9 protein-coding genes are annotated in these 18708 nt (G+C 40.9%); 4 read left to right on the top strand and 5 right to left on the bottom strand.

Annotation, left to right across the window (positions count from 1 at the left end; translation table 11 throughout):
- Positions 1-47 precede the first annotated feature (47 nt).
- A complete protein-coding gene (locus H6G28_RS03315; protein WP_190589374.1) occupies positions 48-1337 on the bottom strand; it encodes a glucose-1-phosphate adenylyltransferase in 1290 nt (429 codons plus the stop codon).
- A gap of 502 nt (positions 1338-1839) precedes the next feature.
- On the opposite strand from H6G28_RS03315, the gene H6G28_RS03310 reads away from it, so the two are divergent.
- Positions 1840-6027: a chemotaxis protein CheB gene (locus H6G28_RS03310; RefSeq protein ID WP_190668964.1), complete on the top strand. Its 4188-nt coding sequence runs from the start codon at positions 1840-1842 to the stop codon at positions 6025-6027.
- A gap of 120 nt (positions 6028-6147) precedes the next feature.
- On the opposite strand, the gene H6G28_RS03305 is transcribed toward H6G28_RS03310, so the two are convergent.
- Positions 6148-8055 (bottom strand): transketolase, encoded by a 1908-nt coding sequence (locus tag H6G28_RS03305; RefSeq protein ID WP_190668963.1) that lies wholly within the window; start codon positions 8053-8055, stop codon positions 6148-6150.
- Positions 8056-8944: 889 nt separating this feature from the next.
- Between H6G28_RS03305 and polA the strand changes: the two genes are divergently transcribed.
- Together polA and H6G28_RS03295 are read left to right on the top strand one after the other, a co-directional pair.
- Positions 8945-11863, top strand: coding sequence for a DNA polymerase I (polA, locus tag H6G28_RS03300; protein WP_190668960.1), 2919 nt, complete (start codon positions 8945-8947; stop codon positions 11861-11863).
- A gap of 106 nt (positions 11864-11969) precedes the next feature.
- Entirely contained in the window at positions 11970-12926 is a 957-nt protein-coding gene (locus H6G28_RS03295; protein WP_190668959.1) for an alpha/beta fold hydrolase, read from the top strand.
- A 167-nt stretch (positions 12927-13093) separates the two neighbouring features.
- Here H6G28_RS03295 and H6G28_RS03290 read toward each other — a convergent pair whose 3' ends face one another.
- From H6G28_RS03290 to cofH, 3 genes are all read right to left on the bottom strand, one after another.
- Positions 13094-14611, bottom strand: coding sequence for a family 10 glycosylhydrolase (locus H6G28_RS03290; protein WP_190668957.1), 1518 nt, complete (start codon positions 14609-14611; stop codon positions 13094-13096).
- 334 nt (positions 14612-14945) lie between these two features.
- Entirely contained in the window at positions 14946-15341 is a 396-nt protein-coding gene (psb27, locus tag H6G28_RS03285) for a photosystem II protein Psb27 (RefSeq protein WP_190589380.1), read from the bottom strand.
- Between the two features lie 167 nt (positions 15342-15508).
- A complete protein-coding gene (gene cofH / locus H6G28_RS03280) occupies positions 15509-16642 on the bottom strand; it encodes a 7,8-didemethyl-8-hydroxy-5-deazariboflavin synthase subunit CofH (RefSeq protein ID WP_190668955.1) in 1134 nt (377 codons plus the stop codon).
- A gap of 424 nt (positions 16643-17066) precedes the next feature.
- On the opposite strand from cofH, the gene H6G28_RS03275 reads away from it, so the two are divergent.
- Positions 17067-18440 carry an MptA/MptB family glycosyltransferase gene (locus H6G28_RS03275; protein WP_190668953.1) on the top strand — a complete coding sequence of 458 codons (1374 nt, stop codon included), beginning with the start codon at positions 17067-17069 and terminating at the stop codon, positions 18438-18440.
- Positions 18441-18708 lie beyond the last annotated feature (268 nt).

The following is an 18708-nucleotide window of genomic DNA, read 5'->3' as shown; positions in this document are numbered from 1 at the left end:
GGTAGCTTATTACCCTCCTGCCCCCTGCCTTTCAACTCCTGCGTTCCTTAAATAATTGTCCCATCGGTAATGACTGCACCTTTGAGGACAACTACAATCCCACTACGGATGTAGAAGCCTTGACTTTCTCGGTCAGCTTCTTGGACGTTATCTTTGTTGATGATTTTAACATCGTGACCAATGCGGGCATTTTTATCAATAATTGCCCGGCGAATGATGGTATCTGTACCAATGCCTACGGGGAGATCACCTTTGTCGATGCTGCATTGACGCTCAACAGAAGCTTGATAAAAGTCTGCGCCCATGAGCAAAGATTCTTCGATGATACAGCCCGATTCAATCCGCGATCGCACTCCTAAAACTGAATGTTGAATGCGGCAGTTTTTCAAAATACAGCCTTCACCAATAATTGATTCGGTGACATGGCAATCTAATAATTTGGTGGGTGGTAGATAACGCGGACGGGTGTAAATTGGTGCTTCTTCATCGTAGAAGCTAAAAGGTGGTTGTGGTTGCTGGGTTAAGGCTAAATTGGCATTATAAAATGCTTCAATTGTCCCGATATCTTCCCAGTAATCATCAAATAAATAAGCTTGAATGTTATAATCTTGGGCTGCATCAGGGATAATTTCTTTGCCAAAGTCAGTCCGTTCGAGTTTTTCCCGCAGCAACTTGATCAAAACATCTTTCTTAAAGACATAAATCCCCATTGAGGCGATATATGGCTGGTCTTCGGCCTGTTCTTTGGTTAATCCCAAAATGGTGGTATCAACCTGCATTTTTGCTAAAGCCTCACCTTTGGGCTTTTCGCTAAAGTCAACCACTCTCCCAGCATCATTGATTTTCATCAAGCCAAAGTCAGAAGCCCGACGGTTATCAATGGGAATTACCGAGAGGGTAATATCAGCATTGGTTTCTCGATGACGCTGGATGAATTGACGATAATCCATCCGGTAAAGGTGATCACCTGAGAGAATCAAAAATTCATCTACATCCCATTCCTCCAACATCCACAAGTACTGTCGCACTGCATCGGCTGTACCTTGGAACCAGTTGGGGTTTTCTGGAGTTTGTTGTGCAGCCAACACTTCCACAAACCCTTCACTGAATCCGCTAAAGTTGTAAGTACGAGCAATGTGACGGTTCAGAGAAGCTGAGTTGAATTGTGTCAGGACGTAGATTTTAAAAATTTCCGAATTAATACAGTTACTCACAGGGATATCAATTAAGCGATATTTCCCCGCTACGGGAACTGCTGGTTTTGCCCGGAGTTTGGTTAAAGGGTAAAGGCGGGTGCCTGCGCCACCACCGAGAATGATTGCTAAAACTTTTTTCACAAAATTTCTCCCGACTGCCTTTCAACTCTCACTTTCAGTTTATGACTGTATGTAGCCTCTGATAAGGGGGGGATCAAAGATTCTCCGGGATGATTTTTAGAAAATAATAACTGAGGACTTACGCAGTCAGACGAAAAATCAAGGATTTGGGAAGGGTGGCGGGGTATAGGAGAGATTATCTATGAAGATTGGGTGTAGGGGTGTGAGGGTATAGGGGTGTGGGAGGGGTGTGGGGAGTATGGGGAGAGAGGGGAGTGTGGGGAGAGCGGGGAGAGCGGGGAGTATGGGGAGTGTGGGGAGTATGGGGGAAAGATTTCTTCACCATCCTCCCACACCTCCCACCCCTCCCACACTTCCCACACCCTCTTACCTTTACACCCATTTTTAACAGACAACTTTTGTGTGTAAGTCTTGAATATCTATCTCTGGCTGGCTACAGTCTAAGCAACAACATCGTATTTTATGTACAGCTCATGTAATGCCCTGTAATCCTTTGTAGATCATGAACTCTAGGCGGACAAAAAAATCTCAGTCTTCTAATTCCAACGAACAGCAACAAACATACCAAAATGAATTATTTCCCATTGTCGGGATTGGTGCATCTGCCGGAGGTTTGGAAGCATTTACCCAATTACTCAGCCATTTGCCCAAAAATACAGGGATGGGATTTGTGTTTATTCAACACTTGAGTCCCGACAAAAAAAGTATCTTGGCTGAGATTTTGTCCCAAACCACTGAGATGCCAGTCACACAAGTTGAAAATGGTATGGAGGTGGAACCGAATCATGTTTATGTGATTCCCCCCAATGCGATGATGACCATCTCTGAGGGCAAGTTAAATTTGAGTCCGCGCCAGAAAATTCGCGGACAAGTAATGTCAGTTGATACATTCTTTTTTTCGTTGGCTCAGGAACGGGGTAGTAAAGCTATTGGCGTGGTGTTGTCTGGGGGTGATTCTGATGGCGCACGCGGGTTAGAAGCAATTAAAGAAGCGGGAGGTATTACCTTTGCCCAAAGTGAAACATCGGCTCAGGTGAGTAGTATGCCAAATACGGCTGTGGCTTCTGGTCAGGTAGACTTTGTATTAACACCACAAGCGATCGCTCAAGAGTTAGCTCATCTCAGTCTTCATCCCTACATTCGTCCCTCAAATCCCGCACAATCAATTGAAGTTCGAGCAACTGAAGAAAATGCTTTATCGCAAATCTTTAGTCTGTTAAAGGCTACCACAGGCGTTGATTTTAACTTTTACAAGCAAACCACCCTCAAGCGGCGCATTCTGCGGCGCATGATTTTATACAAACTAGAGAGATTAGAAGATTACACCAATTATCTTCAGGAGCATCCCGCAGAAGTTAAAGCATTGTATTACGATGTCTTGATTACTGTTACTAGTTTTTTCCGTGATCCAGAAGCTTTTGAAGCTTTAAAAACTAAAATATTTCCCCAGATTACCAAAGGGCAAAACCTTAATACCCCAATTCGGATTTGGGTAGTGGGATGTTCCACAGGAGAAGAAGCCTATTCAATTGCAATTTGTTTATTGGAATATTTACAGAATCAAGGCATTGATAAACCGATTCAATTGTTTGCTACGGATATTAATGAAATCGCCATTGAAAAAGCCAGGATCGGGATTTACCAACATAACCAATTAATTGATGTTTCTCCTGAGCGTCTGCAACGTTTTTTCACGCCAGTAGAAGGTGGCTACCAAATCAGCAAACCAGTCAGAGAGGTTTGTGTTTTTGCCAGACAAAACTTGATTAGTGATCCGCCCTTTTCCCATCTGGATTTAATTACCTGTCGCAATGTCTTGATTTATTTGAGTGCGACTATCCAAAAGAAACTGCTGCCACTTTTTCACTATGGTTTGCAACAAACTGGCTTTTTGATGTTAGGTACATCCGAGACAGTGGGCGAATTTAGTAATTTGTTTACTTTGATTGACCGCAAGTACAAAATTTACTCGCGTAAAATGGCTGTGACACGCCTGGGAATTAATTTAATTAGCAGTAACTATCCCAGCGAAACTTTGAATCAGCCACTACCAGTCAGTGAGAGAATCTGGAATGATGTGGAAATCCAGAAAGTGGCTGACCGAATTGTGTTAGAGCAGTATGCTCCGGTTGGTGTAATTATTGATAGTGATTTAGAAATTTTGCAGTTTCGTGGGCAAACAAGTCCTTATTTACAACTACCATTAGGTAGACCAAGTTTTAATTTGCTGAGAATTGCTAAAGAAGAATTAAAACTAGAATTACGCACGGCAATTCACCAAGCTAAAAAGCGTGGTGTGATGGTAAAAAAAGAAGGCATTCAAGTTAGAGATAACGACCAAATTAAACTGGTAAAAATTGAAGTTTTACCTTTTAATGTCCCAGCTACTACAGACCGTTACTTTTTAGTGATGTTTGCTGAGATGCCAGCAAATATAACTTCTTTGTTAGATTTATCTAGCGATAATATTAAAAGCAAACAAACTCATAAACAAGAAGAAATTAACCAACTGCGACAAGAGTTAGCCACTACTAAAGAATATTTACAATCGATTATTGAAGAACAACAAGCTACCAATCAAGATTTAAGGGCAGCTAACGAAGAAATTCTCTCTAGTAACGAAGAGTTGCAAAGCACTAACGAAGAACTAGAAACTGCAAAAGAAGAAATTCAAGCCACGAATGAAGAATTAAACACAATTAATGATGAACTACAACGCCGTAATCTAGAATCCACCCAAGTCAGCAACGATTTACAAAATCTCCTCAGCAGTATTAATATTCCCATCTTGATGTTAGGTGGTGATTTACGCATTCGGCGGTTTACTCCGGTTGCAGAAACTATATTTAACTTAATTCCTCCCGATGTGGGGCGGCCATTCAGTGATATTAATCACAATTTAAATATTCCTGATTTAGAGCAGCAAATTATCGAGGTGATCAACACACTCAATTTTAAAACTCAGGAAGTCCAAGACCAAGAAGGTCATTGGTATGATTTACGTATTCGCCCCTATCGCACTATCGATAACAAAATAGATGGTGCTGTTGTGGTATTGGTTGATATTGATGCTCTCAAACGCAGCGCCAGACAGGTTACAGCTGCTAGAGATTATGCAGAAGCAATTGTCGCCACTGTGCGAGAATCTTTGGTGGTATTAGATACAGATTTGCGGGTAATTACCGCTAATCAGTTTTTCTATGAAAAATTTAATGTATTACCAGCCGAAACCGAACAGCGTTTGATTTATGAAATCGGCGATGGCCAATGGAATATTCCCCAATTGCGATCGCTCCTAGAAAATATTCTGCCGCAACAAAGTCAATTTCAAGATTTAGAAGTTGAGCATGACTTTCATCCAATTGGGAAGAAAGTTATGCGGTTGAATGCGCGGAAATTGTCGCACATTCATGATATGCCGATGATATTGTTGGTGATTGAAGATATTACCCAACAAACACAGCTAGAAGCAGAACGAACTCAACTATTGGCACAAGAACAATCAGCCCGTGAAGCCGCCGAGACCGCCAACCGCGCCAAGGATGAATTTTTGTCAATTCTGTCTCACGAACTGCGAAACCCGTTAAATGCAATGCTGGGGTGGGCAACTTTACTCCGCACTCAGCAACTGAACGAAACCACAGTCAACCAAGGTTTAGCAGCCATTGAACATAGCGCCCAAACCCAAGCCCATTTGATTAGTGATTTGTTGGATATCTCCCGCATTAGTTCTGGTAGGCTGCAAATGAATGCCCAAGAAATTGAACTAGTGCCAATTATTGAAGCAGCGATCGCGGTGGTACGTCTAGCCGCAGACACCAAAAATATTCAAATTAATCCGAATTTTGCCTCCACCAGCCGACCAATGATAGGAGATCCAGTCCGCTTACAGCAGGTACTCTGGAATTTACTCTCAAATGCCATCAAATTTACCCCAGCTAACGGCAGAATTGATATCACCTTAGAGTACACAAATTTACAAGCGCAAATACAAGTCAGTGATACAGGTCAAGGCATCAGTGCAGAATTTTTACCTTATATTTTTGAACGCTTCCGCCAAGCAGATGGCAGCAAAACACGTTCTAATCCAGGTTTAGGGTTAGGGCTGTCGATTGTGCGTCACTTGGTAGAACTCCACGGCGGGACAATAGAAGTCCACAGCCCCGGAGAAGGTCAAGGCGCAACATTCATTGTCAAACTGCCTTTACAAGCCAATCAGCCAGAAATTCCTGTACCGATTCCTCCCTTACCATCCGTCACCAGAAACAACCTACCGGAAATCCCACCCGATGACCTTCCCGCCTTAGCAGGTGTGCGGGTACTAATAGTAGACGACGAACCAGACATCCGCCAATTATTTCAAATAATTCTGGAAGAATATGGAATTGAAGTTACAGCCGTCGCCTCTGCTAGTGCTGCTTTATCAACTTTAGTGGCAAATCCTGGCGGTTATGATGTCCTTTTGTCTGACATTGGTTTACCAGAACAAGATGGTTATATGCTGATACGCCAAATCAGAGAACTCAGCCCCGAACTTGGTGGGCAAATTCCCGCCGTCGCCCTCACCGCCTATGCTACTGATGCAGATTATACCGAAGCTTTAGCCGCAGGCTACCAGATGCACCTTGCTAAACCTGTTGAACCTATGCAGTTAGTAGGTGTTGTTGCAGCTTTGAGTGGGAGGGGGTAGGGTAGGGGGCAGGGTGCAGGGGGGCAGGGGGCAGGGTGCAGGGGGGCAGGGGGACAAGGGGGACAAGGGGGACAAGGGAAGGGAGTAATCTTTCTACCTTGTCTACCCCCTCTACCTTGTCTACCCCCTCTCAGCACTCAGCACTCCATTCACTGGATGTTTGACTAGCGATCGCACTGCGGCAATAATGGCATCAGCATCGATTTTGGCGGCGTGGAGTAGTTCTTCTGGGGTTCCTGATGTGGGCATTTCACTCACGGCTAATTTGATCAGTTGTAGTTGTGGCCCTTCGTAAGTTGGCATTTCCCCAACGCCAGCGAAAGCATCTAGCACCGCCGCACCTAATCCGCCTTCTAGCCAATGATCTTCGACTACGATTAAGTTACCTTCGGTGTCTTGTGCGGCTTGATGTAGGGTTGGTATATCAATGGGTTTGACTGAGTAAGCATCGATGATGCGGACTGTGATCCCGGCGTTTTTCAGTTGTTCATAAGCTTTGAGGGCTTCATGTAAGGTAATCCCCGCACCGATGATGGTGGCTTGGTCTTGGTCAGAACTGCGGATAACTTTACTACCACCAATGGGAAATTCTGCTTCCGCACTGTAAATGACGGGTGTAGCTTCGCGGGTTGTACGTAAGTAAACAATACCTTGGCGATCGCTCATTTGCGCTACTAATTTGGCGGTTTGATTAGCATCGCTGGGATACAATACAGTGCTACTCCACACAGCCCGAAACGCCGCTAAATCTTCTAACCCCATTTGGGAAGCGCCATCTTGACCGATAGAGACACCAGCATGAGAACCCATTAATTTAATGTTGGCACGGGACACAGCCGCCATCCGAATAAAATCGTAGGCGCGGGTTAAAAAGGCGGCAAAGGTAGAAGCAAAGGGTTTATATTTTCTGACTTGCAAACCCACCGCCGCCGCAATCATTTGTTGTTCGGCGATGTACATTTCAAAGTAACGTTCGGGAAAAGCTTCGGCAAAGTCTTCGACATACGTGGAATTACTGACCTCAGCATCAAGGGCAACTACATCTGGTTGAGCATTGCCTAACGCTTTTAAAGCATCGCCATAAGCCCGACGTGTGGCTACTTTTGCGCCTTTTTCATAACGAGGCAGTTGCAGGGGTTGGGGTTTACCCGTAGGAACCGGTTCTTGGGTTTCTGGTTGATGAACTTGGATAATCATCTGACGTTCACCGCCTAATTCGGCAATTGCTTGCTGTTCTTGTTCAGGTTTTAAAACTTTGCCATGCCAACCGCCTAAATCTGCCAAACTAGCCACGCCTTGACCTTTCTTGGTGCGGGCGATAATTACGGTCGGGCGATCATTAACGGCGATCGCGGTATTCATGGCATGATCTATTTGGGTAAAATCATGACCATCAATTTCTATGGCTTGCCAACCAAAGGCTTTCGCACGATGAGAGTATGCTTGCGTATTCCAGCCTAATTCCGTTTGCCCCCGTTGACCCAAGCGGTTGACATCAATAATGGCAATTAAATTATCTAAGGTATAGTGTGCAGCATGGTCAAAGGCTTCCCAAACCGAACCTTCGGCGGTTTCACTATCTCCCAGTAACACCCAGACATGATAGGGAAGTTGGTCAAGATATTTCCCAGCTAACGCTAACCCCACAGAAATCGGTAAGCCTTGCCCCAGAGAACCCGTTGCCACATCCACCCAAGGTAAAATAGGTGTGGGATGACCTTCTAAACGACTACCCAATTTTCGCAGCGATCGCAATTCTTCATCGTTAATCACACCTGCGGCTTTGTACATAGAATAAAGCAATGGTGCAGCGTGACCTTTAGAAAAAATCAGGCGATCGTTATTCGGATTTTCGGGATGTTCAAAATCGTAGTGCAAATATTTATTCAGTAAAACCGCCATCAAATCCGCGGCCGACATAGATGATGTCGGATGACCAGAACCCGCAATTGTGGTGGCGCGAATGCTATCAACACGCAACTGTTGGGCTAATTCATACCATTGATGCAATTCTTCTTGTGTAGTCATAATTATTTTCCTAACTTAAAATAATTGCCATTAAGATTTGGGATGTTGATGAAAAATTTGTGGGAAATGATGACAGGATGTTTTAAAACTCCTAGTGTTGGTAGCCAAACATTTTAGATCCCCCTAAATCCCCCTTAAAAAGGGGAGCCACTGCGTTGGGCGGGTTCCCCGACTTGAAGCAAGTGGCGTGGACTTAAAGAGACTCTTAGCCCCCCTTTTTAAGGGGGGTTGGGGGGATCTGTAAGTGCTAATAATCACAGCGAACCACTTTTAAAACAACCTCTGAGATAAAAATAATTTAACGCTGAGAAACAGCGATGTTTTTTATCAGCAGATAAAACCACTATCAATCAATTCACGAATAAGATATGATTGCTCTTGTCAAAAATCTCTCTATCTGGGTTTACTTTAGATAGGAGAATCAAAAAACTCTTCTGACTAAGGGAATAAATAATATTTATATCTAGAAGAAGACTGCAAAAATCACTAAAGTAGTTAGGGATTATTATTCAGAGTGCAATTAAATTTTGCTTAGGGATGAATATTGAAATGATAAATAAATTATTGTGTGGAAATAAAACAGTCAATCGCGTTTCCTAATGTGTTGATGTATAAAGTCTTGGACTTCTTACATAATTTTTTGTGTCTCACGCATTCGCCCTTGGCGTTCCGCTTGCGGTAGGCGCAAAGGCGCAAAGAAAGATGCTACTATGATCATGATTTTTATAAGAAGTCTATTCTGGCTTATACCTTACTAAAATAAAAACCACTAAACGTCAAAAAATAATCAAAAATATCTGCGTCCATCCGCGTTCATCTGCGGTTAAATTTATCCCATAATCTTGACTGATAAACTCTTTAATTCCCCATTATTCGCTACAATATAAATATGTCTGAAAATTCTACTACCATAACTACAACACGCCCCACATTCATCTTAGTTGATGGACATTCTTTAGCATTTCGTTCTTATTTTGCTTTCGCCAAAGGACGAGATGGCGGACTGCGAACTAAAACGGGGATACCGACGAGTGTCTGTTTTGGCTTTCTCAAATCTTTGCTGGAAGTGATGACAACACAACAGCCAAAAGCAATGGCGGTTGCGTTTGATTTGGGTTTACCGACTTTCCGCCACGAAGCTGATGATACATACAAAGCCGACCGTCCGGGGACACCAGAAGACTTTGTTCCTGATTTAAAAAATCTGCATGAATTACTCGAAGGCTTGAACCTGAAGATTTTTACTGCGCCTGGTTACGAAGCTGATGATGTGTTGGGAACCTTAGCGCAAAAAGCCACGGCGGCTGGTTATAAGGTGAAAATTTTAACAGGCGATCGCGATTTATTTCAACTCATTGACCCAGACAAAGAAATTACCGTTTTAAACTTTAGTCCTGATGCACTCAAACGCGCCACAAATAGCATCACAGAATTTAGTGTAGAACAAGTTAAAGAAAAATTAGGCGTATTACCTACACAAATTGTCGATTATAAAGCTTTGTGTGGTGATAAATCAGATAATATTCCTGGGGTGAAAGGCATAGGTGAAAAAACGGCAGTTCAGCTATTAAATACCTATGGTTCTTTGGAGAATATTTATGCAGCCATAGCAGAAATTAAAGGCGCAACCCAAAAAAAACTCACCGAAGGTCAAGAGGATGCGAAAAAGTCGCAATATTTAGCACAAATAGTCACCGAAGTACCTTTAGAAGTTAACTTAGACAACTGCCAATTAACCGGATTTGACACAAGTAATCTCACTCCTATTTTAGAAAAACTAGAGTTCAATACTTTTTTAAAGAAAATCAACGAAATTCAACAGAAATTTGGTGGTGAAGTTACAGAAACTCCCGCCAATGTAGAAGCATCCAGCATAGATGATGATGGTGATGATTTATCATTTTTCACTGCTGCTGAAACAGCCGCATATCAACAGCAACCAGTTTCAGAAATTCAGCCACGGATAATTAATAGTGAAGCTAAACTGACTGAGTTAGTAAATATATTGCAACAATTTACTGACCCTACAAACCCAGTAGCTTGGGACACAGAAACCAGCGATTTAGAACCACGAGATGCAGCTTTAGTCGGAATTGGTTGTTGTTGGGGAACGCAACCAGATGAATCAGCATATATTCCCCTGGCGCATAAAAACGGGGAAAATTTACATCCAGAAACAGCACTTGCAGCACTACGTCCAATTTTAGAAAGTGCTAATTATCCGAAGACATTCCAAAATGGTAAATTTGACCGCTTAGTATTTCGCTGTCAAGGAATTAACTTAGCTGGCATTGTCTTTGACACCATGCTGGCTAGTTATGTTTTAAATACCGATACTAGTCATAATTTAACTGATTTGGCTTTACGATATTTAGGTTTATCTATTCAAAATTATGCCGAATTAGTTCCTAAAGGTAAAACCATTGCTGACTTAGGTATTGCGGCTGTCGCCAATTATTGTTGTTTCCAAGTTTATGCGACATGGCAACTAGTACCAAAATTGCGCGAAGAACTGGATAAATTTCCAGCTTTATCAAAATTATTACTAGAAGTAGAACAGCCATTAGAAGCCGTTCTCGCAGAGATGGAATACACAGGTGTCAGCATTGATTCTGCTTATCTGCAAGAACTTTCACAACAGTTAGAAATCGATTTAGCTAAGTTAGAAGCACAAGCAACAGAAATAGCTGGCGAAAAATTTAATTTAGGTTCTCCAAAACAGTTGAGCCAAATATTGTTTGAAAAGTTAGGATTAAGTACTAAATATTCTCGTAAAATTCAAACTGGCTATTCTACCGATGCCGCAACTTTAGAAAAGCTATTAGAAGTTGATAACACTGGGTTTGTCGAGGCGATAATTGAGTATCGCACATTATCTAAATTAAAATCTACTTATGTAGACGCTTTACCTGCGTTGGTACGTCAAGATACTCAACGTGTGCATACGGATTTTAACCAAGCCGCCACATCAACTGGTAGGTTATCTTCTTCCAACCCAAATTTACAAAATATCCCCATTAGAACTGCTTTTAGTCGGCAAATTCGCAAAGCATTTTTACCCGAAAAAAATTACTTAATGGTTGCTGCTGACTACTCACAAATTGAGTTGAGGATATTAGCACATTTGAGTCAAGAACCATTGTTAGTGAAAGCATATCAACAAAATGAAGATATTCACACAGTAACAGCGCGATTGGTATTTGAAAAAGAAGATGTTTCCCCAGATGAAAGAAGAATAGCCAAGACAATTAACTTTGGTGTAATTTATGGTATGGGTTCGCTGAAATTCTCACGTTCTACAGGGATAGATAAGAATGTTGCTAATGAATTTATTAAGCGATTTAACGAACGTTATGCTAAAGTATTTGCATATTTAGAGAGCGTGAAAAAACAAGCGATCGCACAAGGTTATGTTGAAACTATCCTCGGTAGGCGGCGTTATTTTGATTTCCAAACCAACAGCTTACGCAAGTTAAAAAATACTAATCCCGCAGATATTGATTTGAGTAAATTAAAAAATATAGGTGCTTTTGATGCTGGCTTGCTGCGTTCTGCTGCCAACGCACCCATTCAAGGCTCTAGTGCTGATATTATCAAAATTGCAATGGTGAGATTGCATGAAATTTTAAAACAATATCAAGCACGTTTATTATTGCAAGTTCACGACGAATTAGTGTTTGAAGTTCCGCCTCACGAATGGGAAGAATTACAACCACAAATTAAATCAGTGATGGAAGATGCTGTAACTTTAACTGTGCCATTACTGGTAGAAGTCCGCGCCGGGGAAAATTGGATGGAGACGAAGTAAACTTCCCATAAGACTACACAAATAAAGCCAGCCTAGCCTATCCGATGTTTTGAGACTTTGTATGCAAGAGCAAGTATGATAGATTATTTCATACTTCATACTTCTAATGGATACCATTAATTTTGATGGTGTAAATGGGCATCGCCACTGGTTTTATGAACCTTATGTTTACACTGGCGTGGCTGACATTGATGAACGATTAAGTGGTTTTCCTGTCGCCGTTTTTTTACCACAGCACCAGCCTACACAAGACACACCCTTAGTAATTGGTTTGCAGGGGATGTGTGCGCCTTATGGTTGGAATGCTTTTATTGTGCCGACATTAACGCAAATGGGTATAGCTGTGGCTTTATTCGATACACCTTTTGCGGGTGAACGTAGCTTAGTACGTACATTTACAGCTGTAGTGCAGAACGAAATTAAGCCATTAATTGACCGAGGTATTGCCTTTGATACAGCATTACTTTTATCTATATTTCGCAGTACTGCCCAGGATATTTCTAGAATACGAGATTTTTGCTGCGATCGCTATAATCTGAGTCAGACAAAATTGGCATTATTTGGAGTTAGTATGGGAGTCTTGCTATCTGCATATACCTTTACAGCACATAGCTTGGGAGATAGACTACTAGGCACTATTGGTCATGCTGATCTGCCATCATTTGCTAAAAGTTGGGGATATGGTTTTTTACCTGATTTAGCAGCTTCGCCCCTTGGTAATTTAGCAGAAATATTCTTAAAAAAATTCCAGCCGGATTTACAACCTGTAGTGCAGCTTTTACAATTAGCTAAACATCTCAAATATGAAGATAAATATACTTGGGAATGTAACCCGATGAACTATGTTCAACAAGTCGAACTTCCCAGAAGAGTGCGTTTTTTAATTGGCGCGAATGATCCAATTGTTAATATTAAAGATACTCGTGCTTGCGCTCAAAAATTTCCCGATGGGGCTTATTATGTGGTTCCAGGAATGGGACATGGAACCAGACAACAAGGGCTAACATTTGTGGATCATGTACGTTATTTTCTCGCTACCCAGTTGAGCGACTGGCAAAGATAGAAAAGAATATGCTAAGGCAAGTGCTTTGTCTAGGGTTTTAGGATCAAGTTGCAATTCGACTTTTTCCATACAGGCTGATGTAGAAGTGTTGATGCTAGAATCACCCTAGCATCTGGGAGCGTTGACGAAATAAAGCGCCATTACTGTTACTTTCGGACATAGCATAATTAACGCAGGCGGCAGAATTTGCGATCGCTATCATTTTCTGGATATTGCCAAGAATAGGCAAAATGGCTCACACCTGCGAGTTGCGGCGCATATTTGCGTAGGGCTTGCATTTGGGCTTCTAGGGATGGGCGCGTGCTGGTTGATTGTCCCCATGCACCGGCTAAGGCGGGAATAATTTTTGTCCCCGGTTTAGCAGCACTAATCACCCGTTGCACTTGGTCGGCAATACAGCTAACATCACTACAAGTTGCATAAGCCATCGCGTGCCATTGCAAGTTACTGGGAAATCTATCCCAAGGTTGCAAGCGGGAATCATAGCCTTGTCCCACCATTTGGTTGCCATCTGGGAAAAACACTACTCCGGCGGGAATGCCTAGCTGCTGTACTGGGTAACTGGCTAAAGCAACAAAATCTAAGATACCTTGCATAGCATGGGCAACCATTAACTGCCAGAGTTCAACTTGCAAAGTCGGCTGTCTGTTGGTTGCTGGTAACAGGGCTTTGTCTTGTGGTGGCGGAACGCGCCCTTGCCACATCGGTTCCCCTTCTTGGGGATACAGTTTATCCACTTCATCAATATCGCCGGCGGTGACATATCCCTTACTCAAGAACCGCCGCATCAAATCCAAACCTTTAGTATTCAACGCCCGCTTAAATAAAGCTTCTTGCGTAGCTGGGGTAAATAGCCATAAATCAGTGACTTTTGTAGCGATGGAATCAGTGCCAGCTTGTCTGGGATAACGCACATAATCAAATAGCAAACCATCCGGGCGACGGCGTAGTACTTGCTGTACCATCTCGAAGTAATCGCGTTTGGCTTGCATATTGTAGGGGTCGATAAATACCTGGGAACCGTTATCTACAACATATAAACTCGTTTGCCCTTTGCCATTCCGAGCGATCGCAGGTTCTCGATCTGGTCTTTTGGCGTAGTTATAGCCGAAATTTGCGGTATACATCCACGAATAAACCTTTAGCCCCCGTTCTCGCCCTTTTTGAATTGCCACGGCCAGTAAATCAATCTTTTCCGTCCCTGGAGTCCGTATTACAGAAGGCCAAACTGTGGGATTATCGGCGGCTGGTAATAATACCTGCCCATCATAAAAGGTTTCTACATAAATTTGGTTATAGCCACGGTTGACCATCCGATCCATAATTTGGTCAATTATCCCTGGTTGAATGTCGCAGGGATATAAACGCACCCAAACAGCTTGAATTTTTGGCCAAGTACGACTGCGGCATTTTTGTACATCTTGGGCGTGTTGGCGTACTAGCTTTTGATACTGGCTTTGGGCATCGCGATCGCCTTTGAGTGCCGACAAACGCAATTTTTCCTTTGTTTGGGCGGCTGTGTTTGATAACTTGCAATCTTGGTTAACTTGTGCTTGTGCTGGTTGGCTGATCAAGTTAGGTAGCAAAAGACTACTACTAAAAACCACAACCCACAAACGTTGCCATAATAATTTTGCAGAACGGTGAGATATACCGACAAGGTAGATGTACAAATTCACGGGCATTGACGATTAAGGTGTATCAATTGTTATAGCAAGAGGTATAGGGTGAAAGTATTAGTATTTCTAGCGTTGACGCTCGGAAAATCCTCTTTCATTTAAATACAGCTATTGCATCTAGGAATTACGCAATTACACGAAAAATTAAAAGTTTGGAGGTATAGGGATTCAAGGGTGTAAGTGTTCAAAACCCTTACACCCCATACCCTACACCCATTCTTCACAAACAATCTTTGTGCGTCAGCCCTAACAGATATACCTGTGTCAAAATAAATAAATCAAGAGTCCAAAGTCATAACTCTGGACTCTTGAATCTGAAAAAATATCACTAGAGGAATAGTTAAGCACCACGCTTGAGTGCAGATTCTACTTGCTGAAACTCCTGTTCTAGACGATTTTTCAGTTTTTGCGGAACTGGACGGTTTGGGTAAGAACTGTAGTGTCCCGCAAGAGAGTTAAGGGCGGTACGCATGGTTGTAAAAGAACTTAAACCAGAAATTGAACCAGCGCGTTGATAGCGGGCTGAGAAATCGTTAATTTTTTGCCGCGCATCTGCTTGAAGTGCGGCTTTATCTGGTGAATCGTCAGTTACTTCTAGGGCTTTTCTCAGGGTACTGACTACAGCCAATGTGTCTTGGCGATAATCCCCAGTTAAGGTATCAGGGCTAGAACAACCGATTAAGCCAATAGCTAAAACTAAAACCAAAGCAAGCAGACGCGACCAATAGCGTTTCATAAGCATTATTTGAAACTACACATAAATCATCGTCCATCCTATCTTGGAATGGTATCTAGGGGATCAGGAGAAGCATGAAGGACAAAATCAGCAACAAATTTTATCAAAACAGTATTCAGGAATCAGTATTCCACATTCCTCCTGACTCCTGACTTCTGAGTTCTTTTTCACACTTTTTGATACAAAGTATCTCTTTGTTGATAAGGTCTTCCTAAAGATGCGATCGCAGTTTGTAAGGTGTCCACTTCCATACAAGTACCGCCCACAGCACCAGCCATTGTGGTGATATGTTCTTCCATCAATGTGCCACCAATATCGTTACAACCCCAAACTAAGGCTGCTTTTGCCCCAGCCAACCCCAACTTTACCCAACTGGGCTGATGGTTAGGAATCCAATTACCCAAGTAAATTCGGGCGACTGCGCCTAATAATAAAGCATCCGCTAAAACTGGTTGATCACGCCCTACCCGACGGCGTAAAGATTTTGGTGCTTCTTGACCCACAAAGGGTAATAAGATAAATTCTGTGATGCGTGCTGGATAGTCTTCATTGATGGCTGTTTGTTGGAGCGATCGCAATTTTTCTAAATGCCCAATTTGTTGTTCTGGGGTTTCGATATGCCCCGATAACATGGTACTCGTGGTAGATAAACCCAATTTATGGGCTGTGGAGATAATTTCTAACCAAGTCTCTGTGTTAATTTTTTCAGGACACAACACTTTTCGCACTTCATCATCCAACACCTCAGCCGCCGTTCCTGGTATCGAACCAACGCCAGCATCCCGCAAAGCTGCAATCACCGTTGCATAATCCAGCCCATCAATTCTGGCAATAAACTGTATCTCTTGGGGCGAAAAGGCGTGTAAATGAATTTGGGGAAATTCCTGTTTAATCGTTGCAACTAACTTCAGGTAATAAGGCAAAGATTTACCGTTAATCTGCGCTTCGGGGTTTAATCCACCCTGCATACAAATTTCCGTCGCCCCCCGCTTAACCGCATCTTGGGATTTTTCTAAAATTTGCCCCCAATCTAACCAATAAGCACCAACATCATCAGCATCGCGGCGGAAAGCACAAAAACTACAATGCTGTTCACAAATGTTAGTAAAATTAATATTACGGTTAATTACATAAGTAATAGTATCGCCTACCTGATTGTAGCGGAGTTGATCGGCTGTGTGGCGAATTGCCGCGATCGCTTCCGAATCAGTTTGCTTTAACAACAATACTCCCTCTTCAGGAGATAAATCGTACCCCATTAAGGCACGCTCAAGAATGTTTGCAACAGAAGTGTTGATCACAATTAATAACTAAAACTGTATTGTTTTTATTGACATTATCTAGCGAAAATCTAGGGCTTTGTATGGAGATTTTTATTTATACATCAGAAATCTACGATTTATTACTTAAGAAAATTTGCTATTCGTAAAAATACTTATCAAAAAATATTTGATGTTTTTTAATATAAAATTCAGTATTTTTACGGAAACATTTTTTTAATGCTTCAGATAAACTCTATTAGCTCCTGAGTTATTACTTACTTATTTTTACATAGTAGTACTAATTCTGTAATTACCTAATTATTGCACCTACTCGTTAGGTGCATTTGTTTTATAAGTAATCTGACTTATAGTCATCCGATGTGATTTCCGAAAAAATTCAGTATGTGTAGTAGCGTGTTAGAAGTAAGCCGTAAGGTACCGAAAACTTAGTGGTAGATATGTGATGAATCAAAAATCCATATTTATAACGTATGTAGCTACTATCTTAGCTATATGTCTTGCTATTGATACATCATGGTTAGGTATTAGTAAATTTATAGAGCTACAAGCTCATACAGGGGGTAGATACCCCATATTTCCTAACTTATTTAGTCAGTTAAGAACTGGGCTGGAGTATTTAACTCTTAATATTATTTATTTATTCTGGTTGAGAAATAATTTCTCTATCAAAAATTTGAAATTTCAAAATATTCTCAAAAATTCTACTTTATTTTTGATCATTGCTTTTCTTGCCTACCCCCTTGGCAATGATGTTTATTTATATTTACAATATGGTGTCATGAATTTGAACCATGTTAATCCATTTATTCAAGGTGCTGGTAATTTTTCATCTCATTTATCTCCCTTTTTACGCTGGGGACAAACTTCAACTTATGGGCCTATTGCTCAAATATTTTTTGTAATAGGCGCATTATTTACCTCCATACATATAATTTTAGGAATTTATGTTTTAAAATTATTGTTTTTAATATTTCATCTTGTTAATACCTATCTAATTTATAGCTTATTAAATAACTCTCAAGCTCAAACAATAGTTACAATATTTTATGTTATCAATCCACTCATTCTATTTGAGCAAGTAACTAATGCTCATCTTGATGTATTAGTTGGTACAACATTATTGTTATCTTTTATTTGCTTTAAATATTGTCGATATGTATGGTTAATTGTTACTCTTGTATGTGGATTTTTCACAAAAACCATACCAATTATTTATATACCTCTAGTCTTAGTGAGGCTAGTTAAAGAAAAAAAATGGAAATCTTTAGCACTAGCCACATCTATTATTATCATAGTAATTCTAATTTTAGAAAGAACTATTTTACCAACAATTGGGACGTGGAAAAGTCTATTGAATCCAGGAGCTACAGGAGCATCAGCTTCATTACATAAAATTTTGCTCGTATTATTTAGCTCTGGTTCTAACGAATTATTGCCAAAACTGCAATTAATTACTTATATAGGATTTGCAGTGTATTATTGCTTTATTTTATTAAAAATTTTCTCTAATAATAATTACAAAATTAACGATTTAATTTTAGATATAGGCAGAATTACTCTAGTATTATTTTTATTTGCTACTGCTTGGAATATGCCTTGGTATGTTTCTCTTATATTACCAATGACGGCATTATTAAACTTTAAAAATCATGTTTTTCTATTTACCAGCTTGGCTTTTTATTTATCTAGCAGTTGCTATTATCTATTAGCAAGTTTCCATGTACTTCAAAGTATAGTTATGGTTGGATTACCAATTTTAGGATTTTTATTCAGTCCCCAATTGCAACGACAGCTAAGAATGAACTTTCCAGATTAGTTACAAAAATGATAATGTTACTTAATCCAATAACGACTCAAGACAGATGCACGCAGATAAATTTGTACTTAGGTAGACTAGTAAAGGCTACCATTTGAAGAAGTAATTAGGAAAAAAGTACTTTTTGACAATTTATGTATTTTTAAAGGACGGCGCAAAAATAAGTTCATAGTATTATCTTAAATTAATTGTTATAGTAAAAACACGTAAAAATAAATTTCAAGTTTGTATATTTTATGAAATTTTTACAAGCTGTGGTAATCTGTAT

Source organism: Nostoc sp. FACHB-190 (assembly GCF_014696905.1).
Classification (GTDB): domain Bacteria; phylum Cyanobacteriota; class Cyanobacteriia; order Cyanobacteriales; family Nostocaceae; genus Nostoc_B.
Note: the sequence above shows the minus strand (reverse complement) of the source record. Positions and strands in the feature narration are given on the sequence as shown.

Coding starts and splice junctions, on each gene's coding strand:
- H6G28_RS03310 (WP_190668964.1), top strand. CDS start 1,840: ATGAACTCTAGGCGGACAAAAAAATCTCAGTCTTCTAATTCCAACGAA.
- H6G28_RS03305 (WP_190668963.1), bottom strand. CDS start 8,055: ATGACTACACAAGAAGAATTGCATCAATGGTATGAATTAGCCCAACAG.
- H6G28_RS03275 (WP_190668953.1), top strand. CDS start 17,067: ATGAATCAAAAATCCATATTTATAACGTATGTAGCTACTATCTTAGCT.
- polA (WP_190668960.1), top strand. CDS start 8,945: ATGTCTGAAAATTCTACTACCATAACTACAACACGCCCCACATTCATC.
- H6G28_RS03295 (WP_190668959.1), top strand. CDS start 11,970: ATGGATACCATTAATTTTGATGGTGTAAATGGGCATCGCCACTGGTTT.
- psb27 (WP_190589380.1), bottom strand. CDS start 15,341: ATGAAACGCTATTGGTCGCGTCTGCTTGCTTTGGTTTTAGTTTTAGCT.
- H6G28_RS03290 (WP_190668957.1), bottom strand. CDS start 14,611: ATGCCCGTGAATTTGTACATCTACCTTGTCGGTATATCTCACCGTTCT.